Below are 26026 nucleotides of genomic sequence, written 5' to 3' on the forward strand. Positions count from 1 at the left end.
ATTTATCTTGTTATTTTTTTCGATAATCGCTTGGGGAAATCCCGATCAATTTCTTAAAGGCACGAATAAAGGTAAAATAATGCACATAGCCAATTTGAACAGCGATATCCTGAATCGGCAGCTGTGTATCCTCAAGCATTTGCTTGGCGTGCTGAATGCGGATACCAGCTAAATAATCCACGAAGTTTTCACCAAATTCATCCTTGAAGATTCGGCTTACATAGCTTTTGTTCATTCCGAATTGTTCGCTTAACAATTGCAGTGACATATCGGAGTTGGCATAATTTTGCTCAATATACTGCCTCACCTGATAAATGAAATGACGGTTATTGCGGCTCTCACGAATCCCCTTCCAGTTCTCCTCCACCTGAATCAATACAGCCAAATAGGTTTGTTTGATTTCTTCTGCCGTTTCATAAATTTGGAGAGCTTCGGTCATCGGGCCAAGCGCTGTTTGCTTCCACATCTCCACATATTCTGCCGGAAAATCGGAAAGCTCCTTCGTAAAAGTAAAACACATATAATTGATTAAATTAATGATTTCCTTCGAGGTATGTCCACCTTTGCCCAGTACCGTAAAAAAATACTCGAACTGCTTGCGCCAATCCTCATTTCCACTTTTATACAGCTGCGTGATGGACCTCGTAAGCTCCAATAGATCAAATAGCTCAGCTTCCGTTTGACGAACTGTTTCTTTATAGACGATGACGCGGTTGTTCCCAATTGAAGTTTTAAGCTGCAGCGCCTCCTTGGCCTGCTGAAATGATTTGCGAATACCAGGTAGCTGCTCAAGGGTTGTACCGACGCCGATCGTTACTGTAAATTTTAGATTGGTCTCCACCCACGCCCTCAGTTTCTCCCCAATCGCGATCATTTGCGCCGACTGAGCCTCCTCGAAACGGCTCTCCGAGCTAAACATGACTCCCAGCGTTTCCGCAGACATCCATTCACTCCATACCTTCAACTCCTGCTCGGCAGCCAGCTCATCCCATACATTCGTAATGACAAACTTCAATAAATATTGGTCTCTGTACGAGTAGTTTTGCGAAAAATCGCTCATACGATCAATTTCTACGAGGATAACGGCAAAATCCATACCATCTGGCTGCAAGCCGAAGCTCTTCATTTCCTCATGATATTCAACCTTGTCAATTTCCCGATCCCCATCCAACAGCTCATGAAAAAAATGCTTCTTCCGATACAGCAGATTGGTGTCGCTTTGACTTTGATATCGATTCGCATAATCGATGATTTGATCCACAGCGGAATCGACAAAATGCAAAAGCTCCCGGCTCGTATTATCGATTTGCTGTTTACTGAAAAAGTCCGAAATGCGGTTAACACTGGCATCAATCGGTCTGGCGTATCTTTTGGATAAATAGATGGTGCCAATTGTCGCCAGCAGCACGAGAATCATGCCCGCAATGATCCAATTTGAATACAACTCAGATAGCAGCCCATATTCGTAGCCGTCCTTCAACCCGCTGCGGATCTCCAGATTGGAGACGCTTGAACGAAGCGAATACAAATCTCGTCCCCCTGCCTCATTGCTTGAAGCCAACAGGTTATCTTGCTTATCAAACAGCTTCACGTAGCTGACAGTTTGCTTGGACATATCCTGCAAAAGCGCTTGAAACGCATTGATATCAATATTAATGACTAGCATGCCGTAAGGATTAGTGAACATGGGCAGCTTTTTGACCAGTGAAAGCACGGGAACTGCCGAGGCTTGAGTTTCAAACTCCTTATATTGTCTCTTATCTGTCCAGTAGCTGGAAAAAGGCTTTTCAATTTCCGTAACAATAAAATCGCGATCGGGAAAACGATCCAGCGTATGCATCGATTCGAGGCTTAATATGCTTTGATCAGATATCCGGTAAAAATAAATTGAATGAATCATCGGAAAGCTCATCTTTATTTTACTGAAGCGATTGGAGATGGTGCTATTCAATAAGTAAGGACTCGCATCGTCGTACTTTTGAAACATATAATTTTGCAGTTCTTTATCGCTGTTGATCTCGGTGATGGTAATTTGGTCAATATTCTCAAGTAAGGAATCCAGCCGCTGGGTTACGTACTTCGTGAAAGCCTCGTTCGACTTCACGGTTTGTTTATTGGACAGATCGCTAAGCGTCATGAAAAACAGGAAGCTCAGAGCGAGCACAACCACATAAAGGATCGGCAGGTAAGTCGTGATCAGCTTAAAAAACCAAGGATTTTTTGTCCTCATGGGTGCCTCCTCAAAGTGTGGTGAATAAGTCCCGCTGCGCGGCCAAATATCCATCCGATCGCTGTTGTTTCCATATTTTTTGATTTTATAAGAGATTTAGCGGTAAAAATACGGAAACAAAGGCGAGCGCTGACGCTTCTCCAGGATTATTTGGCCGCTCCGCTCTTTATTCACCGCACTTCAAAAAGTTTTAGAAGAAAACTTACTTCGTAAGCATAGGCTTTGTTTTCGTAGAAAACCGAAAAAAGCGAACAGAAGCTGCCGACCGTAAATCCTGTCGACAGCCATGTGACTCGATAGCCCCTCTTTTGAATAATAAGCGTATTCAAAAAGAATAGCGGAGGAGAAGGGGGGTGCTGGAGGAGCGTAGCGTTCGCCTTTGAAATCGTGAATATACCGCTCAATATCATAAATCATTCTTCACGATTTCAACAGCGACTGGAGGCATTCCCCTTCTCCATAGCGACCTAACTTTTTGAATACGCTCGTCAAGGAATCATTTGAAATTCATATCCAGCAAATCCTTTGGCGTAACCAATTGATCTTTATTTTTGCTGTACCAATCCTGGTACCATTTCTCCAGCTTCTCGCCATCTGATTTTTTCCACAGCGATTTGGCTTCCTGATCGGCCTGTTCAACGCTGTATCCGCTTCCGCTAACAATCGCTTTATTGTATAAGTCCTTAATCGGATTCGTCGTGTCGTTTAACGTTTTATTAATGAAATCCATATCGGAAGGCAGCTGCGGCATGTAGCTCCCCAAGGTGATATTGGCTAGAGGCCGATCTTTAGTAATATAAATCTTGTACATGTCATTCATCAGATCAACAAATTCTTTTTCCATAGGCTTGCTTGTATCGAAGGATTTGATTTGCGTATCAAACTCGTTATACAAATATTGTCCACCGATCATCCGCAAATCGCTGAGCCAATCAACTTCTTTTTTGTTTTTATCGGCGTTGATGATCGTTTCTTTACCGTTCTCAACCTTATAATGGACACCCTCCTGTCCAAAATAAGAAGCCTTAATCATCTCAGGTGAGCTCAGGAAATCAACCAGCTTCATTACACCCTCCTGATCCTTCGTATCGTTGTTGACGACCGAGGTCATTTGCACAGGAGGATTAAACGGTGGAGTGAATTGGCCAAATGAGCTTTTCGGGAGCGGAATGACGATCAGCTTCGCGTCTGGCACATTTTTTTTCAACGTTTCGTAAGCATTGCTGTAAAAACCACGAATACCTCCACCGGTGCCATAGATGCCTGTTTTACCTTGTACAAAGTCCTGCTGTGCCTTTTTGCCGTTTTTATCGGTTAAAAAGTCTTTGTCAATGATCCCCTCATCGAACAGTTTTTTCTTAAACTCGGTTGCTGCCTTGAGACGGTCCCAATCCTTCACCCATTTGCCATCCTGCAAAATCCATGTTGTATTCTGGAATATATAATCAACCCACAGATCATTGCCGGGATTCGTTGTGCTCAAATTCAAGCCGTATGTATCTTTTTTGCCGTTGCCGTCCGGATCCTGATTAGCGAATGCTTTGGCGACTTGATACAGATCCTCGGCCGTTTCGGGTGCCTTCAAATTCAGTTTTTTCAGCCAATCCTCGCGTACAAGCACATAATGATAAGGTACATAACCGAGCACGCGGCCGAATTCATACAGCTTTCCGTCTTCCTTCATGCCCAATTTTTTGAGCAGCGGAAACTTGGTCAATTGTTCCTTGTACACCGTGCTGTATTTATTGATCATATCATCAATCGGCATAATTTGCTTTTGATTATAGAGCTGATTTCGGAACACGCCATCATATTCCTGAATCAGATTGGGAGCGGAGCCCGAGGCAAACAGCGTATTAAATTTTTGCACGGATTCCCCCCGCGGCACAGACGCGAACGTAATGTTCATGTTCGTTTTTTCCTGTATCCATTTGGTCCACAGGTTATTTTCAATCGTTCCCACATCAGGTGGTATATTACCACGATCATACATGGACAGGCTGACGTTTTTTTTGGCTTTGGACGCGTCTCCGTTTGCTGAAGCTCCCGCTGATGGCTTGCTTTCGGAGCAGCCGGCTAACGCCGTAGTTAGAGATAAGCTGATAATCGAAGCGACATAGATGGTTTTTTTGTTCATGAATAGTTGCCTCCTTATTTTTCTGATGCCTGTGATCTACCCTTTCACCGATCCTATCAATACCCCTTTAACAAAATATTTTTGCAAAAACGGATACACAATTAACATAGGTACTGTCATTACGAATACACCGGCCGCTTTAATCGATTCTTCTGTAACCGAATTCAAATCCTCAGGCGATTGATTCGCTACATCCTGAAGCACCGTCTGGCTTTGTATCATTTGCTGCACCAATACAGCAACGTTGTATTTGGCGGTCGAATTAATATAAATCATCACGTTAAAGAACGAATTCCAATGCGATACCGCATAAAATAAGACTAACGCTGCCATGACCGGCATCGATAATGGCAAAATAATCCTCAGCAGCAGGCCCATTTCGCTTGCGCCATCCATCCGCGCCGCTTCCTCAATTTCCTCCGGCAAGCCCATAAAAAACGAACGCATAACGAGCATATTGTACACGCTGACCAGTGCCGGAAGCCAGAGCGCCCCGTACGTATCGATTAACCCCAGCGATTTGACGACCAGATATGAAGGAATCAAGCCCCCACTAAACAGCATCGTGAAGATGATCGCCAGCGTGAAAAACTTGCGGCCATACATGAATTTTCTGGACAACGGATAAGCACAGCAAATCGTAAAAATCATGTTGAGTACCGTACCCACAATGGTGATAACCAAGCTGTTCTGAAAGCCGCTCAAGATCCGGGTGCCGAAAAAAAGCTTATTATAAGATTCAACGTTCCAGCCAATGGGCCAAAGCGTCACACTGCCGGACACAATAGCCGCGTTGTTACTGAGCGATAATGCGAACAAGTGCACCAAAGGCAGCAAGCAGCTTAACCCGATTATAGACAAAATGACATAGTTAAACGCGTAAAACCACTTTTCACCTACAGTATCCTTCACGATACCACCCCTTTACCACAGTCCTTGATCGAATCGTCTAGCAATACGGTTGGCCATAACCACGAGGAATAAGCCTACAAAGGATTCAAAAAAACCCATCGCCGCAGCTAAGCTGAAACGTCCACCATTGATGCCGACCTTGAAATTCCATGTGGAAATAACCTCGGACACGTTGGAAACCACTGAATTTTGCAGTACATACACTTGGTCAAACCCAACCTCCATGACATGACCTACAGATAGAATAAACATAATAATAATGGTCGGTCGGATTGATGGAAGCGTAATATGCCATATCTTTCGCATTTTCCCTGCTCCATCCATAGAAGCCGATTCGTATAGCGCCGGATCAATTGCAGCTAGAGCAGCTAAATAAATGATTGCGTTCCAGCCTGCGCTTTTCCAAATACCTGAACCTACAAAGATCGCGATCCACGAAGTAGGGTTATACAGAAATGGAAATGCACTTCCAAGCAGCGGCGCAAGCCAGTGATTCACAATCCCTTTTTCCTGTGAAAAAATAAGGATAATCAAGCCCCCGATAATAACCCAATGCAAAAAATGAGGTAAATACACAACCGTTTGAATGATACGCTTGAACCACATCTTCCTGGCTTCATTCAGAAAAATAGCGAGCAGGATCGGAAACGGAAATCCGACAATCACCTGCAGAAAGCTTAATACAAATGTATTGCGAATGATCTCAATCATCTTCGGTTGGGTAAATAACAGTCGGAAGTTATCCAGTCCTACCCAGGGGCTTCCCCAAATGCCATCATGAAAGTTATAGTTCTTGAAGGCTATAACAAGCCCTGCCATAGGTGCATAACGAAAGATGAGAAAATAAAGAACAACCGGTGCAAACATAAGCAGGATCGGTATATTTTGCCGGAATCTCTTTTTATCCCAATTCCTTGAGCTGGAGCGTACTTTGATCGATTCTGATTGTACTTGCGATTGGATGACTTCCACACTCCTTCCTGTGGGGATCGTGTTGAATCGGCTGCAGCCTATCTTCAAGTTAGCGGAACAGCTCCATTTATTCAATTCACCATTTTCCATATGCCACACATATCTTTACTGAAGCCTTATGGAGCGCATAATCACCTATTTTGCACACCACACGTTTCTTGCTTAGCGGGCATAACAAAAAGAGAGTACCCTATTATGTACCCTCTGAGATCAAGCTTATTATCAAGTTATACGGCTGTAAGTGAAGGCAATATGTATCACGTGCGCCATATTATGACGAATAATCATCCGTGCTATACACATAAAACCCTGACACTCTATTCGCGGTAACACCTGCCCAGCTGTGGAACAGATGGCTGTCAAAAGGGTGTCCTACGAGCCATGGCGCCGCTGCGATCTGCAAGAGTAAGCCTGCACCCAACATGAGCCAAACCAGCAGAACTTGATTGGCCTCAGTAATCACAGCTGGCTTACGAACAAATCTGTAATAAGCTGCAGAACCAAACCCGTACAATAGAACAGCCAGCACAGCAAAGGGTATCGTGTAGGTTGAGGACGAATGTCGTCCTGTTTCTCCCCATAGACTATCATTATAATAACTCCAAATTGAACATAAACTCAGGCCGATTAGCAGCAGTGATTGTGCAGACAGGGTTGCCTTGAGCTTGTAGGCGATAGGATTGCTCATCTCCCGCACTCCTTTATACATTTCGATGAAAGTAAACTTTCCATCTCTTGTGTATAATCATAGCCCCCTTAACTGAAAGCCTTCTGAATGTGGACTGAATAAGCAATGAGAGTTTGCCGTTAAGCTACAAGAGCACCCCTTGATCATAAGCCAGCACAAACGATTCGTATCTTCGTGGCTCAGGACAAACGGTCAAATCGCCAAAATACCGATGTATAGCCAGAATCTGCGATTGATGCGCCCGCAGCGCTTCAGCCTTCATTGCCCAATGAGGCAAAGTATCGATAATCAAAGAAGGCTTATAGCCATCCTCAGCCAATTTTGCGGTAAAGTAGTAATACAGCTGTTCCACGGAAGGACATCTTCCGCTTAATACTGCCGCAGTCGTTATTTGGGAAATAGCGACATGATCCGGGTGGTAGTTACCACCATCCTCAGGAAAGCTGACAACGACCTTAAGCTGATGCTTGTTAATAAAATCAACAACCGCATCAACGAATGGAGCGGTCTCCACTTCCTTTAGCTTCCCATCCGGATAACCCAAATGCTCGACAACAGCCAACCCGAGAATTTGTGCGGCACGCTCCATTTCCTGCGTTCTCACTTCCGCAAGCTCCTCATTCGTCGAATGTTCGAAGGCACCGTTTCGCTTACCTGCATCCCCTTTGGTTGCCAGCAGCAGTACAGGCTCCTCTCCACGATCTGCCAGCTCTCGGATTAGACAAGCACTCAAAAAAGTTTCATCATCCGGGTGTGCGTATATAAAACCGACCTTGTGCCATGATTCCATAGACATCTTCCCTTCTCTCATACATCTGCTATCCCTTACTGTTGTAAATTGATCAAACAGATGCAGACCCAGTATATCAATCTTTGGCTCGACTTGTGTCTAATGACACAAATGTGCCTACATTAGTGACACAATTCTCCCTACATTGTAATAAGTAAGTATCTATTTACAAGCACTACTGTCAATTTATTGCTGTTCATTCTTTTAGTCATTGTCATTAATGACATCATGATCACCTTCTTGAATGCGTTAGATCACACAATAGTCACAGTAACTCTATAGTCCCTTTGACCACGAATTTGACCCTCATCCGATAAAGACGCGAAGTTAAATTACTTTTTACTTTATCCGAATGATAACTTTTACGTTTAAATGGAAACAGTTAACCAACTTCCGCTTAGCTAAAAATCCGCCGAGAACATCGCTTGGATAGTGAACGCCTAAATAAATGCGGCTGATTCCAATTGCGGTGATCATTATGATGCTACATATGATTAACATTCCACGTCCCGCACTTGTTGAAATATGGCGCCAAAGTAAAAAAGCCAGTATCCCATACATACTAAAAGCAGCCATAGAGTGTCCGCTTGGAAAACTGAACCCGTTTGCATTCACAATGCGATATAATGTGAGACGAGCACGATGGAAGATGACCTTTAAAGTTTCATTTAAAAGTGTGGATCCAACGACTACCCATATAAATAAAATTAACTCTCTTCGATGATGTAAAACTTTATATAGAAAAAATAGAACAAGTAGTGTAAGAACAACTACAGGGAATCCTCCTCCAATGAAGGTAAAGAATTTCATGATATTTGTGAGTGCAGGTGCTTCTAATCCTTGAACAAATGAAATAATCGAACTATCGAATTGGGCAATCTTTTTATCGGACACCAAGAGTGCTATGACGCCAAATGCTATTGCCTCAGAAGGCTTATAAAAAATGCGCGGGTAAGTTGCAATTTCAAATTCACTTTAAAAAAGCTCCTCTTTCTTAGATTCGTAAAATAATCATTAGCAATGCAGCAATGATCGCTATGACGCTGCTTGTGCTAAAAGCCACCATAGGACCAAACGTCTGCCACAGGAATCCTGCCATTATACTGGCTGGTAATGCTGCTATTCCGATCATTGCATTATAAGTGCCCATCGCAGTTCCGCGTTGTCCTTCAGGTACAATATCGGCAATGTATGCCTTTTGTATACCTTCTGTAAACGCATAATAAAGTCCATAAAATATGAACAATATCCAAATCCACATGACACTCTTTGCCATCCCAAAACCAAAATAAATCAATGCAAAGATGATAAATCCATAAATTAACACCGGTCGACGACCAATGCGGTCAGATAACATTCCTATCGGCATGGAAAAAATACTGCTGCTCATATTTAATGCAAAAAAGGCTAGAGGAATCAATGCAGGAAGCATCCCTGCATCCTGTGCGCGTAAAGCCAAAAAGGCATCAGAAAAGTTCCCTACAGCAAATAAAGTAGAAATTAAAGTAAATATAATAAAGCCGCGGTCTAAATTACGAAATCCTATTTTCGGAAGCGATGTTTTCTTTTGATTTTCGTCATGTCTTTTCTCTTTTAAGAAAAATAAAATAAGAGCAACCGCAACGAGACCTGGTATAACTGACAGCCAAAATACAAGACGAAAATTGTTTGCGTACATAGCAAGTATCCCAAATGCAACTAACGGTCCAAGGGCGGCTCCGAGAGCATCCATCGAACGGCGAAATCCAAATGCTTTTCCACGCTCTTCTTTAGTTGTGGAGTCTGCAACCAATGCGTCACGTGGCGAAGTGCGTATTCCTTTTCCAAAGCGATCAGAAAAACGAATCAAAAGTATTTGTCCCCATGTACCGCTAAGCGCAAAAAGCGGTTTCGTTAAATTGGACAATCCGTACCCAACAATCATTAAAAGCTTGTGTTTACCAAAGCGGTCAGTTATCCAACCAGAAAAAAGCTTTAAGATGCTTGCTGTACTTTCGGCGATACCTTCAATGATGCCGATCGAGCTAACTTGAACATGCAACACAGTAGTTAGATACAGAGGTAGAATAGGTACAATCATATTACTAGATAGATCGGTAAAGAAACTCACAAGCCCAAGTACAACTATAACCGGGTTCATTGCGAAAAATCCTCTTTTTTTCGATTCAGATGCTGGCTCCATTTTATTCCTCCACAATTGATTTTGTTTTCCCTTTAATCATAACGGAGTTTCCTAGTATTGGTGAAATCAACCTTTTTCATGATCGATATAAACAGAACTAATGGCATCCAGCCTTAGCTTTCTTTACACCGCAACTTATCCCGGAGCATTTGCAAGGCGCTTATTTCATAGTTGATCCGTTTTACTCGTTCTTGTCCCTTTTCATCTTTTTCGATGATAATTTCCTTATAGTTATTGCGGATCACCCCATAGATCGGAATTTCGTCGGTTAAGGGAAAATAGTGCATTCCCGTTTGAGTGTATTTCTTGATTAGCTCAAGCGCGAGGATACCGGACGGTGAACATCGTTATTAGACCGAAAATCAAGAATGCTAAGAATTTCAGGAACTATTCGGCGGTAATGACTGCCATAGGAAGCGCGAATGACCGTATGGATTTTTTCGCGGTATGCCGGTCCAGTATGTTTAAATTCTTTGACCAAATCTTTTAGTGTTTGTTCGTTTACAACTGGGTATAGGACATCTTTAATGATTCCCTCCGGATGCTCGATGGCCGTCTGTTGAATTACGCAAGTATTCTATAATTTGATGGTCAATGCCATAAGGTATACCTCGTCCGGAGGACGTATTTCGATCCGAATTACGGATAGTTCCCATGATGAGTCGCGTTTTGCGTCCGTCTCGATTACGGACACCGGAGTCGGTATCGCGGAGGAGCAACTCCCCTTCCTATTCGACCGTTTTTATCGTGTTGAAGAATCACGTTCCCGTCATACGGGTGGTATGGGTTTGGGACTTGCAATTGCAAAAGAATTTGTCGAGGCTCATCGAGGCTTCATTTCGGTACAAAGTGATGTTGGTCGTGGGACCCAGTTTACTGTGTATCTGCCTTGTGCATAAATGTGAATCTAAGGTCAAAATGTTGGCTGGACCCCTTGAGAGTAAAAGTATCCTACCCAAGCCATAGTGAATAACATATTTTATACTTTGTGAAGGGAATGAGTAAACAAAATGTATTATACTGGGTATAGGTCTCCCTATCCGTACTACATCAATCCACCACTCCATAACTATGTAAGACAGCCAGTGTACGGTGCAATTCCACAAGAAATAGACTTTTTAAACCGATTTTATCATCGGCAATCATCAAATATGGATGGCAAAATTGAATTAAGAGATTATGGAGGAAAACCGTTTGTTGTAGATATTAACGAGGCTACAAAGCAAAACAATACATTCCGCACTGCGATATGGACAGGAAATAACCTACAAGTGGTTGTAATGAGTATCAATGTAGGGGAGGACATCGGACTAGAAGTTCATCCCTCTGTAGACCAATTCTTACGTATTGAAGAGGGGCAAGGAGTAATACGCATGGGCCCTTCTAAAGATAACTTAAATATTGAAAAAAGAGTTTATGATAATTATGCAATCATGGTACCTGCTGGGACATGGCACAATTTAATAAACACGGGCAATACCCCGCTTAAGCTTTATACTATATATGCTCCACCTCAGCATCCATTTGGTACGGTTCATAAAACGAAGGCAGATGCAATGGCTGGTGAATAAAACCAAATACTAAGCCGATCACTCAATCGGTGGAAATTCCATCTCTCAGAAGAAGCGAAGGCAATAGGCGGTGTGCTTGCTCCCGAATTTCGAAGAAGTGGCCGGAGAACGCTACAACAAACATTCGATGGCATAGGGAATAAAGCAGTAGCGTAAATTGCGGTATTTTTGTTTTATAGGATCAAGTTTTGTCAAAACCAAATGACAAGAACTTGATCCCATTCCCGACGAGTCTCTGTGATGTGAAGAGAGGATTTAAAATTCCTTGGCCCACAGGTTTACTGATTTAGCCCCATGAAAAATTAAACCCTCCGAAAATGAGATTGTTCTTTCTTCTGTATCACTAGCCAAAACATGTTCCCTACCAACTCCCATCTTAGTTTCGAATGAAAAATCAGGCAAGAGGATAAGCTACATAAATGACTTGGAAAATAATTTTTGTGGTGGTAGCAAACATGAATCGAAAGATACCGCACCTTCGCCTTCGAGCTACAATTGCTTTGCTTATTTTGAGCATGACTGGAGCATTCAATGTCCAAACTGCTTATGCCGATCCATCGCTGCCGATTGTCGCTGACCAAGGGGGGTTCTCTATCGAAGTTTATCCTCAACAGCACCGACTAATCGTGCGGGCACAGGGACAGAAATTGAAGACTTATACCGTCGCCGTCGGTAATCCCTCCACCCCTACCCCCGTTGGAGAATACAAAGTCGTGTACAAGGGGAAAAATTGGGGACCCTCCTTTGGTCCAAGATGGCTAGGATTAAACGTCCCTTGGGGAACCTACGGTATTCACGGTACGAACAAGCCGTATTCTATCGGACAACATCAGAGTCATGGTTGTATCCGTATGCACAACAACGATGTCATTGAATTATTCGAAATGATTCCTCTTGAAACAAAAGTAACGATATTTGGGCATATGTTGGGGAATCAATATCAAGATCCAAGGAATTTGGCGGAAGGGGACGTCGGAGGAGACGTACAATTAATTCAGTCCCGTTTGAAGGGCGGCGGATACTTCCAAGGAATATGTAACGGCAAATTCCTCCTGGATACAACAGCAGCCGTAAAACAATTTCAGCGTGACCATCATTTGGTGCAGAATGGTGTCGTCTCAATTAAAGTGTATGAGAAGTTAGGGTTGTTGGAGTGAACAAACCTATTGACCTGTATAGGAACACAGAAGTAGGGATGTGATTTGATGTCCTTATCAGATGAAGATACTACAAATGTGGTAGCTATTCCGCCGACGGAAGATCTGATGCGTGACCACGGTGTACTAAAACGAATCCTTCTCATTTACAGAAAGGTTGTAAAACAGCTAATCGGGGAAAAGCAGCAAGAATCGCGAATTCAACCCTAACGGAATATGCCGAGGGTGAGCCTTACCTATTGTCATCTTCGAGGCTTACCCAAAGTAAGTCCGGAGGTCGGGTGGCTTTCGCTTGCCCCTAGCCTGCTGATGAAAGAAGCAATAGACGCAAAAAGCAAAGGAATTAAACACAGACAAGCTGCTTAACTCCTTTGCTCGTTTAAACATTTATTTTCACTGAAGATCCGACGTGTCCTACGGACCTTTAATTTACAATTGTCATCCGGTCATTACTTAATTGGCTATGCTAAAAGATTAAGTTCACATACGTCTACGACAACCTCCACCCTGTGCTTTACCACTATTTGTGATACGGTTCCCCTTATCAGCTCTAAAGCGAAATATTAGCGCGCCGCGCGTTCTGATACTTCGCATGTTATATAGAGTGAGCGCCAAAATTTTTATAAGGTTGCGGCGGCACCAAGCCAATTCAGGCTCGCGAACGTAGCAGCCCGGTTATTGGCCTAACGTGTTTTTGTTAAAGTGTCAGCACTTCCCCTTAAACCGCTCTTCCAAAATCAAGCGCAGCTCATCAGGAATCCGTTCAAACTCGACCCCTCTCCCCAAAAACAAAAGCCAATCCGCATAATACTCTAACGCCTCAACATCGGTCACATCCAGTTGAGCATTGAAAATCCCACTCGACTGGAACATCCCTGTAAAGGACAAAATAATTCCCGGCGGGTGCAAGCGCTTAAAGCGCTGAATCCCAGTCGTATCAAGCTTTACAATCAGATTGGACTCACGTGCGCCAAGCCGTTTTTTGCTTAAAATCTCTTGCTCAGACCGCCTCATCTTCTGCTCAGAAATGGCCGAATACCGCAGCATCTCAACAGGCAAATAACGAAACTCATCGGTATCAAGATCATAAACCTCGACCAGCCAACGAGCGTTTGAGTTAAAAATATGAATCAAAAAAACGTCCATCAACTGCGGCCAGCCAGGACTCGGCTCATACGTCAAGCGCAAGTGCTTATCCCGCACGGCAAGCGATATCAACTGGTTCAACTCCGCAGGCGCCGCATCATCGAGTTCCAAAAGATTCGGATTAGCAGGATTTGTATTTTCAAAAAGCAAGATATTATTCAGCTCGATCAGCTCGTCGTGCTGGGTTTGCGACGCGATGCCGATGAGTTTTTCAGTGATGGAGCGGCGATTTTGCAAATAAGGCAGCTGCGAATTTTTCGAGGCGATAAAACTGATAAATATCGCTTTCAGCTCTTCTGGCGTGAAACGGACGGCGGACAGATACTGATTTTGCAGGACGTTGTAGCCGCCTCCGCGCCCAAGTTCGGTCGTCAGCGGAAAACCCATCGCCTGAATCTCGTTAATGTCGCGGATCGCCGTCGCGCGAGAAATCTTGAACTCCCGCTGAATCTCTGCAATCGTAAAATGCGCGCGGTTATTGATGAAGCGCATGATCAGGTTCACTCGTTCTGTCTTTTTCATGATTTTATTGTATCAGAAATGTAGCACCAGTACTGATTTTGATTCTGTTTTTTTGCATTACTTTTTGATATTCGATAAAAGGTATCGTTTTTTGATACATTTAGAGAGTAGTATCAATCTTGTAAAAACAAATCCGCTAAGGAGAGATCAAGATGTCTAACTACTCCATCCAAACCATTTCAGAAAACTACAAAATGACTGCTTTCGGTGTTTTACTTGAAGACTACAACGACTGGGCAGGCAATGCAGCAAAAACTGCAGCAAAAAAAGCCGAAATCACTGAAAACGGCAAGCTTGCCGAACTTCTCGCGCTCGCTGACGGGCAAGAATATCAAATCAACTACGTCATCGACGGCAAGGCTTGGCGCGGCTTCGGCGTGATGGGTGCATACGACGTGGAAGGCGCGGTCGTCCTTGACTTCCTCGCTGGGGACTACCTTGTGGTGCCTGGCACAGGCGCTGACAAAGACCGCCTTGCTGACGAAATAACAGGCAAGGTTTTCGGTGGCCTGCTGCAAGAAATCACAGACTACAAATACGTTGGTCCTGGTAACTCAACATTCGTCAAAGCAGCTGATGACGGAACATTCTACGGCGAAATGTGGCTTCGTGCAAAAAAGTAGCAGTCTAATCTCAATCAAAGGAGCACTCCCATGGCAAATTACACAGTTGAACATAAGAAATCATTTACATTGACCGCTTATGGTTTTTCAATTCAATCCAATTTCCAAGACGCGCCAGCTTTGCAGAAGGAAAAAGCAGAGTTTTGGGGAGGACTCCAGGCTGACGGGCGTTTTGATAAGCTCAAATCGGCCGCAAAAGATGATCGCGAATGGTCAGTCAACGAGGTTTACCAAGGCAGACCGTGGAATTATTTCGCGGTAGAAGCTAGCAAATCGGTGGCTGACGCAACACGCATCATCGAGTTTCCAGAGAGCGAGTACATAGTGCTCGCAGGAACCGGCGACAAGGAAACTTTGTTTGATCAGTTGACTTATCGTGCCTTTGGCGAAGTCTTGTCACAAATCACTGACTATGCTTACATCGGCGGTCCCAATGCGACTTATCGCAAAGAAAACGGTGACGGCACTTTCTACGGCGAATTTTGGGTTCCAGTTGTTAAAAAATAGTAGGATTTGACCAAAGGGCCACACGAAACACACACTTGGATGGCCCTTTTTGAGTTCGCTTTCTTTAAGACACCTTTAGAAACCGCCTCTAGAATGGATGATTTTGCCGGCAATCCATTGGGAATCGTCGCTTGCAAGAAATGCGATCAGACGGGCTGCATCTTCTGGAAGACCGATCTGGCCCATCAGGAATCGAGGCAGCAATGCATCTTTCACCTCTTCGGACATCCAGCTGGAATCGGTAGTACCGGGATCGACTGCGTTGACCATAACTCATTAATATGGCTGTTATGGGAAACTATAACATACTGTCCGAGATCCTTGCCATGATTCAGAAATCTACAATGTAGGTAGTTTTGTGTCGTAATTCTACAATGTAGGGAAATTTGTGCATTTTGTAGTGAAACAAATTTCCCTACATAAAAAATTAAAAGCTTTAGTAATCAAGCTTTTTCGGATTAGTTTATGTAGACACTTTTGTGTCATTGGACAACTTGCCAGAGGGTCGATTCGTCCTTTATTCAGTCACATCCTCACCAAATTCCAGCTTGATAACCAACACTTCATCTGTGATCTCGTTAATTGGCAGATTACGGATACGCAAATAAGCACGTTCCTGCCAATACCATGGCAGCAGCTCCACGCTCGACTCGAGTTCTTGACCATTATTAAGCAGTATAGCCCGCTTAGGAAGCACATCGAGCGGCTTCAGAATCACCGTATTGCTCTGAAGGTCGCGATAAGCATGAACATAAACGGTATTGCCTTTGCGCGTCAACAAGACGTGATCCCGGAACACCCGGCTCTTCACTTCGTTAGCTGACTCGATTTCATCCTTGCCTCCCATGTACGAAGCCGGTACAGTTCCCTCAAAGGATTCACGAATCTTCTTGTACCACTTCCCGATTCGTCGAAGTGAATTTGCGTTCTCACTAGTAATCGTACCATCTGGCATGGGTCCCACATTCAGTAAATAATTGCCTCCCATAGCCAAAATTTTGTCAATACTCTGCATCAGAAACTTGTCAGCGTAATAATCCTCGTTCTCACGATAACCCCAGCTTTCTCGTCCAATCGATTGGCAAGCCTCGGTAGGAGTACGGAAAGAACCTCCTTCAGGAACATGCCGCTCAGGAGTACTGTAATCGCCTTCATCAGGACCGCGATTATTAATCAAAATGCCCGGCTGCAGAGATCGAACCAGCTCATTCAGTGAAGGATCATGGTATTCGGCGACGTTAACGTCCCAGAATAACTGGTATATAGGCCCATAGTTCGTTAAAAGCTCCCGTAATTGCTTGGTCACATATTCGTAATAGCGATTGATATCGGGCTCATCTCCCGGACGGGGGCCGAACATCTCGTGATGTCTGCCCATATTCGGATAATTGGGATGATGCCAGTCCGGGCAAGAATAGTAAAGACTCAACGGAAAATTACGTTTTTGACAGGCTTCTGCCAGCATCGCCATTACATCCTTACCATAAGGTGTATGGGTAATCTTATAATCCGTATGTGAGGTGTCCCACATGCAGAAGCCATCATGATGCTTGGTGGTAAAGCACAGGTACTGCATCCCTGCCTCCTGGGCCAGATCAAGCCATGCTTCTGGGTCAAACTCGATTGGGTTGAATTCATGAATCAGCTTTTCATAATCATTCCGCTTCACATTACCTCTCCACAATATTTGTTCGTGCCAGGCAGGAATCGCATATAAGCCCCAGTGGATGAATAAGCCAAAGCGCATATCGAAAAATCTGTCGCGTGCATCGTTAAATCTTGAAATCATCGTCCATCCTCCTTGTAAAATCGAAATAGCAGCTCCATTCACCTCTATCATAATCGTTCCATTTACAATGAACATCTTGTTTGTTAACCTATTTGTAGTAAATAGTAACTATCATTTCACTAAAGGCAGGGACAATCCATGCACAAACCATCGAATGATTCCCTACGGACTTTACTATCCAACCTTCAGATAGATGTCATTATCGCAAATGTTCAAACGGTGGGTATGGACTGGAAACGAGAAAACTATGTGCACAGTTTTAACCGATTGTATTTCATTATCGAAGGGGAGGGCCAGATTGAGGTCGATGGTATTGTCTACTACCCTAAGCCTGGCCAGCTTGTTGTTATGCCTTGCCATGTTTTGCAGTCCTATTCAACTATCAATGACCATCCGTTTCATAAATATTGGTGCCATTTCACAGCGCGTGTAGGCAACAGGGATTTATTGGAGATGTACCGTTTTCCCGTATGCATCGACGTCCTCTCAAGCTCCGAGGTTGAGAGCTGGTTCAGCCGGATGATCAGCGAAATGAAGAAACAGACGCCCTCATCCATTCTTAATATCCAGGCTTCGATGCTTCAATTAATAGGTTTGTTCATTGATCATGGCTTTGAACAAACGGCAATCCCTTCATCGACCACGCAAAAGTTGAGCCGCGTGTTTCAATTTATCGAACAAAATCTGGAACATAAAATAACGATTGAGCAGCTTGCCAGCTTGGTCCATTATCATCCGAATTATTTCATACGAGCATTTCATTCCGTGATGGGCTGCTCTCCCATCCAATACATCAATCGGATGAGGCTTGACAAGGCCAGACAAATGCTTTCAACCGACATGACCATTGGAAGCATCGCCCGTGCGGTAGGTATCGAGCAGCATAACTTTTCGACGATGTTCAAGAGCTACACCGGATTTTCACCCAGAGACTTCAGACAACTGCTCATGCGATAGCTTGTGTTGGACAACGCAAAAAGAGGACATGGAAAATGACAAATTCCATGTCCTTCTTCAGAATGATTTCAGGCCCATCCTCAAATTAGTGGTTGACATATTGCCTACAACAACTGGCGTTAAACGTTTATCCCCGATACCTTTAAAGCATCCAGTGACACCTTGTCACCTCGTGGATCACTAATGTGAACCGTTGCCTGCTCACCAGGCAGCAGGTCAAAGAAATTGTCGCTGAAGCGGACGTTGCCCTGCGGTAGATCGAGCTTCACCATTCGGGCCAGTGAGCCTTCGGCTGTAATTGTCACGGTCTGCTCATTCGCGTCGACTTCAACCTTAAGCGCAGCCGCGGACAGATTCAAGTCCTTTTGGTCACGCAGATAGTGCAGATTGTCTGGAGCCTCGAAGTCTACTGCTGTAAGCTTGACGACAACCTCTCCTGCAGCTTTGCCGTTCAATATCTCAGCCTCGGTCAAACTTCCCAATTGGACAGCCCCGTTGCTCGGCACATCAGCTTGCAATAAGGTGCTGTACACTTCACTACCGCCGAAATCATAGACAGCTACCCGGACTTGTCCTTTATAGGCTTCAACACGGTCATTAACAACCCATATATGCAGCGATTGTCCAGGCTCATGATCAACCGAGAGCAGTAGTGGATAATAAAATTTCTTCGCATAATAGAAGGATGCCTTAGGAAGCAATTCATAATCAATCAGCGACCAGCTTGTACCCGGCCAGCTGTCGTTGTGCTGCCATACGAGTGATCCGCTGATCCGCTTCTTGTTGCGGCGATAATGCTCAATCCCGTATTTCAAGCCCTCGGCTTGCGTCAGCATCGAGAAATTCATATATTCCTCAATATTTTGCGGAATACCTGTGTAGCCTTCCATCAGCAGGATGCCCTTTTGATGATTCGTGTCCTTGTTGCGGTAAGCCATTTCCACACTGCCCCAGTAGAACTGTCCATCCGGGATATTTTTCTCCAAGGTGTACCGGTTGGCTGACGCATGCATACCAAATTCACTGCTGAATAAAGTGAAGTCCTTTTTGTAATTCTTGAACGTAACGCCTTCGATGCTGTAATCAAGCAGCGGCACGTCTCCGAACTTACGCGGATATACCGAGCCATGCCATACCTGCCAGTTGTGCCGATCCCCGACATCTGGATCATTGGCATCATTACCGCCATAAGGTGATGAAGGCCAGTAAGGACGATTGTCATCCAACGCCTCTAATACTTCAGGAATCAGCTCATGATAAATCTGTTCACCGTAAAAAGGTGAAGTAATGTCACCGGCAGCGGATTTCATATCATACAGCCAGTCGATTTCATTGTTACCGCACCAGAGTGCTAGCGATGCGTGGTTACGAAGTCTTTTGACGTTATACATGACTTCCTCGCGCACGTTATTCATAAAGTTCTTGTTGAATTCAGGGAACAGCGCATTGGCAAAAGCAAAATCCTGCCACACGAGTACGCCGCGGTGGTCGCATTCCTCATAAAACACATCTTTTTCATAAATACCGCCAGCCCAGACACGCAGCATATTCATATTCGAATCCACAGAAAGAGCGATCAAGTCACGATAGCGCTGATCCGGAATCGCACCAATGAAATTATCCGCTGGTATCCAGTTCGAGCCTTTGGCGAACAGCTTCACTCCATTGATGATAAAAGCAAAAGCATGCTGATCGGCTTCATCCTTCAGCTGCAGCTCAATGGTACGAATACCGAAAGGCTTGCGGTAACGGTCTACCCGCTCATCATTGGCAATCAGAACAACCTCCAGCTCGTACAAATAAGGCTCGCCCAAGTCATGCGTCCACCATAGCTCTGGAGATAAGACAACCAGCTCCACAGAGCCTTTGTTTTGTCTAATTTCTAGCTGCTCGGATACCACCGAATGCCCATCCTTCGTCAACAGCTTCACTTCACACAACAAGTCCTGGTCCTTCGCATAAGGCGTTACTTCCGCATCAATACGAATGATAGCTTCTCCTTCATCGACGGATATCGTACGCGCATAGACACCTTCCAGCTTCGCCATGCGATTGCTTTCCAGTCGTACCTTGCCCCAGATTCCAACCGTCACCATCCGCGGACCCCAATCCCAGCCGAAATTCATCGCTGCTTTGCGAAGCCATGGCCGTTCCTTCGTATAGGATGACCATTGAAACTGCTCTTTGTCCCGATTGTGCAAATAGAGCGGATCGAACTTGACGGCAATGCTGTTTTTCCCATCTCGCAATATTTTCGTGACATCAAACGTATGCGCCATCAGCATATTGTCCGTCGTACCGATCTCAAGCCCATTCACATAAACCGTTGCAAAAGTATCCAGGCCTTCAAATATCAATTGGTGACGTTCATCGCTGTTTGCTTGCTTCACATAATCGAACTGCGTGCGGTACCACCATTCTTTTTGCTCAATCCACAAGCTCTTGGCATCATTATGTCCGAAGTAAGGATTATCGATAATATTTCTTTCAATTAATGCCGAATGCACGTCGCCCGGCACTTGAGCCGTAATCCAGAACCGATCGTCCAGATTAGGCGAAGCCATCTCCATCGGTCTTTTCTGCCCCACATCAAAATGCTGAATTCTCCATACGCCCTTAATTTCCATGACAAGGTTCCTCTTTTCCTCTACCCATTGTTGACAGCTGTTTCACGGAATTCACTCGGTGTTTTGCCCGTGTACTTTTTGAAAATTTGGCTAAAATATTTAACATCCTCGTAGCCGACCCGAGCCGCAACCTCGCTGATTTTGGCTGGTGAAATCGTTAATATTTCCATCGCCCGTTGTATCTTCTGCCTCGTTACGTAATCGCCGAAGGTAATTCCGGTCTCTTTCTTAAATACCTCGCTCAGGTGATTCGGATGCAAATGCACGTGCCTTGCAACCTGCTGCAATCCCACATCACTGCCCAAATGCTCCTCAATGTAAGCCATTGCCTTCTGCGCATGAGTCGCTTGTCCTTCGCCCAGACGATTGTGATACAGCTTCATTACAGAATTTAAATATTGAAACAGCGTGTCCTTCGGGGTAACACTAAGCTTAAGCTGAAAATGCTTGGGGCTCTCCTCCATTGTACTCTCGCGTCCGATTGCCGACATAACCCGCTCCAGCCAGCGATGAGCCGAGATCGCAACCGAATGAACAAGAGCCTCCAGCGATTCGAGCGTCACCTGAGGATCCTCCAGCTGTACCTGAATAAACCGCTGCACCCAGCCCTTCAGAGCCACCGAATCATCCTCCAGCAAAATAGAAGACAGCTCCATCTCCTCATCGTGTGTACAGACCGTTTTGCCACCCTTGCGTTTGACAATATCCTCGTACAGCCAAATGCTCTCATTAATTAAAGTCTTGTAGTTAAAAGCATCGCTAGCCGTTGTATACGATTCATGCATATGCTCAGGCTGCTGAACGGGGGTGCCAAAAGCCGCATACAGCTTGCATTTCAACAGCCGCTCTATCTTTTGAAAAATAAACCGGAGATGCTGCATCCCGTTATCGCTGCCATGACCCAAACGGATCGCTGCAATCACCCTTTTTTTCTCCAGTAGTGATTCGCAATTCAACAAATCCTGCAGCATATTGTCAACTGCAAACAAAAGCAGAGACGCTGATGAAGGCGAATCCTCCCAGCCCTCTGCCGTTACAATGAACACCTGAAGCTCGCTTCCGGGCGTATCACTTTCACCAAACAGTCCAGGTAAGTAGGTATGGAGTAAATGACGGTCTATCGATCCCGCTTCCCCACTCTTAATCCAACGTTCAAAGGTACGATTACGCGCTTCCTTATTCTTGTAATGATCCTGACTATGCGCAGCCCATTTATCTTCAATTCGTTGTCTGGCCTTTAACACGGTCTTGATGATTTCCTCCGGCCTGCTCGTTTTCAACAAATAATCGCTTACGCCTTGCCGGATAGCCTGCTGCGTATAGGCAAAATCGTCGTACCCCGAGAGCACAATGACTTCCAGATCCGGGATGATCTGAATCGCTTCTTCAGCAAGCTGCAGCCCTGTCTTGCCCGTCATCCGGATATCGGTCAGCAGCACATTGGGACGCTCAAGCGGAATTCGTACAAGCGCTTCCTCCGCAGAGGATGCAGGCTCCAGCAGCTCCATGCCGAGCTCGTCCCATTTAATCACTTTAGCCAGTCCGGTTCTGATGATGACCTCGTCATCGACGATCATTATTTTCATGTTGTCCCTCCAAAACCGGGATCGAGAATGAAATGCGTGTACCCGCGTTCAGCCGACTTTCAATAATCAGACCTGCATCCAGCCCATAATGAAGCTGCAGCCGTTCATTCACGTTTCTTAATCCGTAGCTTACATCCGGATATAGCTCCCCATCCGGCGAATTCAGATTGTTTGTGATCAACTCCAATTGCTCCTCAGTCATGCCTACTCCGTCATCAAGCACCAGAAAGCTCATCCGGTTGGCCTTGTGCTCTACGTACACCGATATCATCCCCTTTCCCTCTTTTTTTTGGATACCATGAAGCATTGCGTTCTCGACCAGAGGCTGCAGCAGCAGCTTGAGCATATAACGGTCCTGCAGTTCAGGATCTACCACGATATCCATATCAAATTTGTCCGGATAACGAATCGATTGAACCTGCGCATAGTTTTTGATATGGGCAAGCTCCTGATGAACCGGGCAAAATTCCTTGCCTTTATTGAGACTGAATCGCAAGAAATCGCTCAAGGCCCCAACCATATCGGCAATCCGCTTCTCCTCATTCATCAATGCTATCCAGTGAATCGAGGAAAGAGTATTATACAGAAAATGCGGATTAATCTGGGCCTGAAGAGCCCTCATATCCGCTTCCTTCTTATGCGCTTCGTTGCGAATCACTTGTTTCTTCAGCTTCTCGATATGATTGCCCAGCATGTTATAGCTCTCCGCGAGCTTGCCAATCTCGTCAGATGATGCAACTGAATATAGCGGCAGCGGCTCTTCCGGATTGACCTTGGCGATTAACCGGGTCAGCACCCGCAGCGGATTTGTGATCCGTTGAATGAGGAACAGAATCAGACCTGCTGTAGCCACAATGGAAAGTGCGACCGCGACACCGGTAAGCTGTAAAATATATCGGTTCTGCGCACTGTACAGGTCAAACGGAATCACGCCTACAAGCACCCATCCGACTAGCGGTTCGCGGAAATACAGGATCGTCTTTTTAGCCCGGCCTTCGCCATGATTCACAACGCCATACAAAGCCGGATTCAATTCAGTCAACAGACCAGGCATCAGGACATCCAAGGACTGGGAAAGCCAGCTTTTATCCGTGGCTGATAGAACGATCCCCTGTTCGTTAAGAAGCGCGACGCTCCCCTTTCCATCACCAAGGTTGGGCTCAGACCAATATCTGGAGATTACCTTCTCGTCCAATGAAATCGTCAGCCAGCCGAGATTCCGATAATTATCAGTGCTGCGCAAAGGTCGAATGAACGAGATCACTCTCTGGTTGCCGGCATAATTCTGCACGTTATACAGGGTGGTCCACATCTTGCCTGTCACCTCCCGCACATTAACAAGACGGTCCAGATCAGATTGATACAGGTTCGTCGTAGACAACGGCGGATTGGAGTTGGCCGGAATTATCTCTACATTCGAAATGTATTCCTTGGAGCTGATCAGATTGGTCATAAAGCTGCGAATACGTGTCTGAGAGCCTACATCATCATCCAGGCTGCTAACATACTGCTGAACATTGCTCTGACCAATCAAAAAAATGGACATGTTCTCCACGTCCTTAATAATAAAACGCAAATTCCCATCCATCTGACGAAGGGTATCAATGCCTGCCTGTTCGGTTTTTTCTTCCGTAATTTTCGATGAAATGACATAAGCAAATCCCCCAAGCAGCATAAGGGGAATCAGTGTGGTTATGAGCATAATAACAGTCAGCTTGCGCCCTAAAGAATTTCTCATCCATCGCCACACCGGCATTGATCACACCCCCTGCTGCATAGTCCTAAGAACACTGGCGAGAAACGGTTTAGCCTTTGACTGCACCGGCCGTCATGCCCTTCATTACCTGCTCCTGAAACACCAAATATACGAGGATCGTGGGAACTACAGCGATCGTCATGGCAGCCAGCGTCAGGCTGTAATCCGTTTGAAAGCCGTCGGCGAAGGTAGCGATACTGAGCGGCAAGGTTTTGAGTGTTGATTTGCTAATAAACACGAGAGCAAAGGAAAAATCGTTCCAGAAGTGCAAAAAGCTTAAAATCGTTACTGTCGACAGCGCTGGTGTCGAGATGGGCAGCATAATTTTCAGAAATACACCCCAAAGCCCTGTTCCATCAATAAAAGCCGCTTCCTCTATTTCCTTGGGTACCGAAGATAAATAAGCAACCAATACAAATATAGCTGTAGGCAGTGCAAAAGCCGTGTAAGGCAAAATAAGTGCCCAGTACGTATTTAATAAGGAAAGCTGCTTCATTAAAATAAATAACGGCACCAAGGTGCTATGAATCGGAATGAGCATGCCAACTACGAAGAAGCCCAGTATCCAGCCCTTGAACCTGAACTGCAATCTGGCCAATACGAAGGAGGACAAAGCTGATACGAATAAGGTGATGGCCAATGAAGCCAAGGATACGATCACCGAATTCACAAAAGCCGTACCCATCTTGGACGTACTCCAGGCTTTGACAAAGTTATCAATCTGCCACGATAACGGCAAGCTAAAGGGACGGTTCAGAAACTCGGCGTTCGTTTTGAAGGCACTGATGAACAGCCAAAACAAAGGGTACAACGTTAAAATACCATAAACCGTCATGAGAGTCCAAAAAATAGCGGGCCTCCATTTTTTCGCGGAAAATCCGGACTTGGCTGGAGCTGCTTGTGAGTATGGAGCCATGGTTTTGTTCATATGAATGGACCTCCTTTCTATGCGTTCTTTGACTTTCTGCTTGTCAGCCATTGGCTGGTTCCGATAAAGAGCAGACTCAGAATAATAATCGAGGTGGAGATTGCACTTCCGTATCCATAACGATAGGAGGAAAAGGTCGAGTTATACATATAAGTAGCCAGCAGCTCCGTGGCATGTGCCGGTCCGCCTTTGGTCATCACATACACAAGGTCAAACGACTTCAAGCTTCCTGAGATACATAGCACGATGGCAACCTGTATCGTAGTCCAAACCATGGGCAGCGTAACGGAAATCATTTTGCGAGCGCCTGTGGCACCGTCTATGAGGGCTGCGTCATGAATTTCACCGGGGATATTTTGCAAAGCCGAGATGAAAATAATTAAGTATAAACCGACAAAGCTCCAGGTCAGCGGAGGAATTAGCGCGTAGATCGCAATATTGCTGTCGGAAAGCCACTGCATTTTCCAGCTGCTTAATCCCAAATAATCCAGCAGGAAGTTAAGAATACCGATTTGCGGGTGGTAAATATATTGCCAGATCATCCCGATAACGACCGAGGACATGACCATGGGCATAAACACGGCAGATCGTAAAAACCGCTGCAGCGCATTGTTTTTGAACAGCACAATCGCCAAAATCAAAGCGAGCGGCAGCTGACCGAATACCGAGGCAAGTACAAAAATAATATTGTTCTTGAGTGCACGCCAAAATATAGTATCGTGAATAACTTCCACGTAGTTTTTCAAGCCGATAAATTTGGCTTCGCCAATGCCCTTCCATTCAAAGAAACCGTAATAGGCAGACCAAATCACAGGTACAAATACGAATAAGGTATAAATAAGTATGGATGGCAGTAAGCCCATTATGATAAATCTACGCATGTTTAGTGTCTTCATCTCTCTCACTTCCCCTCCAAATAATCAGCCCTCCACCAGGGAGGGCTGAT

The 26026-nt window shown here is 45.0% G+C and carries 22 protein-coding genes and 1 pseudogene; 7 read left to right on the forward strand and 16 right to left on the reverse strand.

The window, feature by feature from the left end:
* Nucleotides 1-10: 10 nt before the first annotated feature.
* The 8 genes from LRL21_RS28225 to LRL21_RS28260 form a co-directional block, all read right to left on the reverse strand.
* Nucleotides 11-2230 carry a helix-turn-helix domain-containing protein gene (locus LRL21_RS28225; protein WP_240419107.1) on the reverse strand — a complete coding sequence of 740 codons (2220 nt, stop codon included), beginning with the start codon at nucleotides 2228-2230 and terminating at the stop codon, nucleotides 11-13.
* A gap of 496 nt (nucleotides 2231-2726) precedes the next feature.
* On the reverse strand, nucleotides 2727-4367 hold the full coding sequence (locus LRL21_RS28230; protein WP_240419108.1) for an extracellular solute-binding protein: 1641 nt from the start codon (nucleotides 4365-4367) through the stop codon (nucleotides 2727-2729).
* Nucleotides 4368-4403: 36 nt separating this feature from the next.
* On the reverse strand, nucleotides 4404-5279 hold the full coding sequence (locus LRL21_RS28235; protein WP_240419109.1) for a carbohydrate ABC transporter permease: 876 nt from the start codon (nucleotides 5277-5279) through the stop codon (nucleotides 4404-4406).
* 12 nt (nucleotides 5280-5291) lie between these two features.
* Nucleotides 5292-6146 carry an ABC transporter permease gene (locus LRL21_RS28240; RefSeq protein ID WP_240419177.1) on the reverse strand — a complete coding sequence of 285 codons (855 nt, stop codon included), beginning with the start codon at nucleotides 6144-6146 and terminating at the stop codon, nucleotides 5292-5294.
* Between the two features lie 376 nt (nucleotides 6147-6522).
* The gene (locus tag LRL21_RS28245; protein WP_240419110.1) at nucleotides 6523-6939 is read right to left on the reverse strand and encodes a hypothetical protein; all 417 of its coding nucleotides are present in this window, start codon (nucleotides 6937-6939) and stop codon (nucleotides 6523-6525) included.
* Between the two features lie 124 nt (nucleotides 6940-7063).
* A complete protein-coding gene (locus LRL21_RS28250) occupies nucleotides 7064-7729 on the reverse strand; it encodes a PIG-L deacetylase family protein (RefSeq protein ID WP_240419111.1) in 666 nt (221 codons plus the stop codon).
* Between the two features lie 339 nt (nucleotides 7730-8068).
* The gene (locus LRL21_RS28255) at nucleotides 8069-8623 is read right to left on the reverse strand and encodes a phosphatase PAP2 family protein (protein WP_240419112.1); all 555 of its coding nucleotides are present in this window, start codon (nucleotides 8621-8623) and stop codon (nucleotides 8069-8071) included.
* 100 nt (nucleotides 8624-8723) lie between these two features.
* Entirely contained in the window at nucleotides 8724-9911 is a 1188-nt protein-coding gene (locus tag LRL21_RS28260) for an MFS transporter (protein WP_240419113.1), read from the reverse strand.
* A 563-nt stretch (nucleotides 9912-10474) separates the two neighbouring features.
* Between LRL21_RS28260 and LRL21_RS28265 the strand changes: the two genes are divergently transcribed.
* The 4 genes from LRL21_RS28265 to LRL21_RS28280 all read left to right on the forward strand — a co-directional run bounded on the left by LRL21_RS28265 (nucleotide 10475) and on the right by LRL21_RS28280 (nucleotide 12849).
* Nucleotides 10475-10810, forward strand: coding sequence for a sensor histidine kinase (locus tag LRL21_RS28265; protein ID WP_338044690.1), 336 nt, complete (start codon nucleotides 10475-10477; stop codon nucleotides 10808-10810).
* A gap of 111 nt (nucleotides 10811-10921) precedes the next feature.
* Nucleotides 10922-11482, forward strand: a complete 561-nt coding sequence (locus tag LRL21_RS28270) for a cupin domain-containing protein (protein WP_240419115.1) — start codon at nucleotides 10922-10924, stop codon at nucleotides 11480-11482.
* A gap of 515 nt (nucleotides 11483-11997) precedes the next feature.
* Nucleotides 11998-12639 (forward strand): L,D-transpeptidase family protein, encoded by a 642-nt coding sequence (locus LRL21_RS28275; protein ID WP_240419178.1) that lies wholly within the window; start codon nucleotides 11998-12000, stop codon nucleotides 12637-12639.
* Between the two features lie 48 nt (nucleotides 12640-12687).
* Nucleotides 12688-12849: a hypothetical protein gene (locus tag LRL21_RS28280; protein ID WP_240419116.1), complete on the forward strand. Its 162-nt coding sequence runs from the start codon at nucleotides 12688-12690 to the stop codon at nucleotides 12847-12849.
* 495 nt (nucleotides 12850-13344) lie between these two features.
* Here the strand turns inward: LRL21_RS28280 and LRL21_RS28285 are convergent, their stop codons facing one another.
* A complete protein-coding gene (locus LRL21_RS28285; RefSeq protein WP_240419117.1) occupies nucleotides 13345-14307 on the reverse strand; it encodes a helix-turn-helix transcriptional regulator in 963 nt (320 codons plus the stop codon).
* Between the two features lie 152 nt (nucleotides 14308-14459).
* Here LRL21_RS28285 and LRL21_RS28290 point away from each other — a divergent pair, with 152 nt between their 5' ends.
* Both LRL21_RS28290 and LRL21_RS28295 read left to right on the forward strand, forming a co-directional pair.
* Nucleotides 14460-14930 (forward strand): GyrI-like domain-containing protein, encoded by a 471-nt coding sequence (locus tag LRL21_RS28290; RefSeq protein ID WP_240419118.1) that lies wholly within the window; start codon nucleotides 14460-14462, stop codon nucleotides 14928-14930.
* A 30-nt stretch (nucleotides 14931-14960) separates the two neighbouring features.
* Nucleotides 14961-15437 (forward strand): GyrI-like domain-containing protein, encoded by a 477-nt coding sequence (locus tag LRL21_RS28295; RefSeq protein WP_240419119.1) that lies wholly within the window; start codon nucleotides 14961-14963, stop codon nucleotides 15435-15437.
* Between the two features lie 75 nt (nucleotides 15438-15512).
* Here LRL21_RS28295 and LRL21_RS28300 read toward each other — a convergent pair.
* Together LRL21_RS28300 and LRL21_RS28305 are read right to left on the reverse strand one after the other, a co-directional pair.
* Nucleotides 15513-15710: pseudogene (locus LRL21_RS28300) on the reverse strand (SDR family oxidoreductase); the annotation flags it as partial.
* A 244-nt stretch (nucleotides 15711-15954) separates the two neighbouring features.
* On the reverse strand, nucleotides 15955-17226 hold the full coding sequence (locus LRL21_RS28305) for an alpha-L-fucosidase (protein WP_240419120.1): 1272 nt from the start codon (nucleotides 17224-17226) through the stop codon (nucleotides 15955-15957).
* Between the two features lie 138 nt (nucleotides 17227-17364).
* Here LRL21_RS28305 and LRL21_RS28310 point away from each other — a divergent pair, with 138 nt between their 5' ends.
* Complete coding sequence (locus tag LRL21_RS28310; protein ID WP_240419121.1) at nucleotides 17365-18183, forward strand: helix-turn-helix transcriptional regulator; 819 nt, start codon at nucleotides 17365-17367, stop codon at nucleotides 18181-18183.
* Between the two features lie 119 nt (nucleotides 18184-18302).
* On the opposite strand, the gene LRL21_RS28315 is transcribed toward LRL21_RS28310, so the two are convergent.
* From LRL21_RS28315 to LRL21_RS28335, 5 genes are all read right to left on the reverse strand, one after another.
* Nucleotides 18303-20810, reverse strand: a complete 2508-nt coding sequence (locus tag LRL21_RS28315) for a beta-mannosidase (protein ID WP_240419122.1) — start codon at nucleotides 20808-20810, stop codon at nucleotides 18303-18305.
* A gap of 20 nt (nucleotides 20811-20830) precedes the next feature.
* On the reverse strand, nucleotides 20831-22396 hold the full coding sequence (locus tag LRL21_RS28320; RefSeq protein ID WP_240419123.1) for a helix-turn-helix domain-containing protein: 1566 nt from the start codon (nucleotides 22394-22396) through the stop codon (nucleotides 20831-20833).
* Complete coding sequence (locus tag LRL21_RS28325) at nucleotides 22374-24134, reverse strand: sensor histidine kinase (protein WP_240419124.1); 1761 nt, start codon at nucleotides 24132-24134, stop codon at nucleotides 22374-22376. Before LRL21_RS28325 ends, LRL21_RS28320 begins: the two co-directional genes overlap by 23 nt.
* Before the next feature lie 67 nt (nucleotides 24135-24201).
* Nucleotides 24202-25080 carry a carbohydrate ABC transporter permease gene (locus LRL21_RS28330; protein WP_240419125.1) on the reverse strand — a complete coding sequence of 293 codons (879 nt, stop codon included), beginning with the start codon at nucleotides 25078-25080 and terminating at the stop codon, nucleotides 24202-24204.
* Nucleotides 25081-25097: 17 nt separating this feature from the next.
* Complete coding sequence (locus LRL21_RS28335) at nucleotides 25098-25976, reverse strand: carbohydrate ABC transporter permease (protein ID WP_240419126.1); 879 nt, start codon at nucleotides 25974-25976, stop codon at nucleotides 25098-25100.
* Between the last annotated feature and the right edge of the window lie 50 nt (nucleotides 25977-26026).

Origin of the sequence: Paenibacillus periandrae (assembly GCF_022458865.1) — a bacterium.
Lineage (GTDB): Bacteria > Bacillota > Bacilli > Paenibacillales > NBRC-103111 > Paenibacillus_S > Paenibacillus_S periandrae.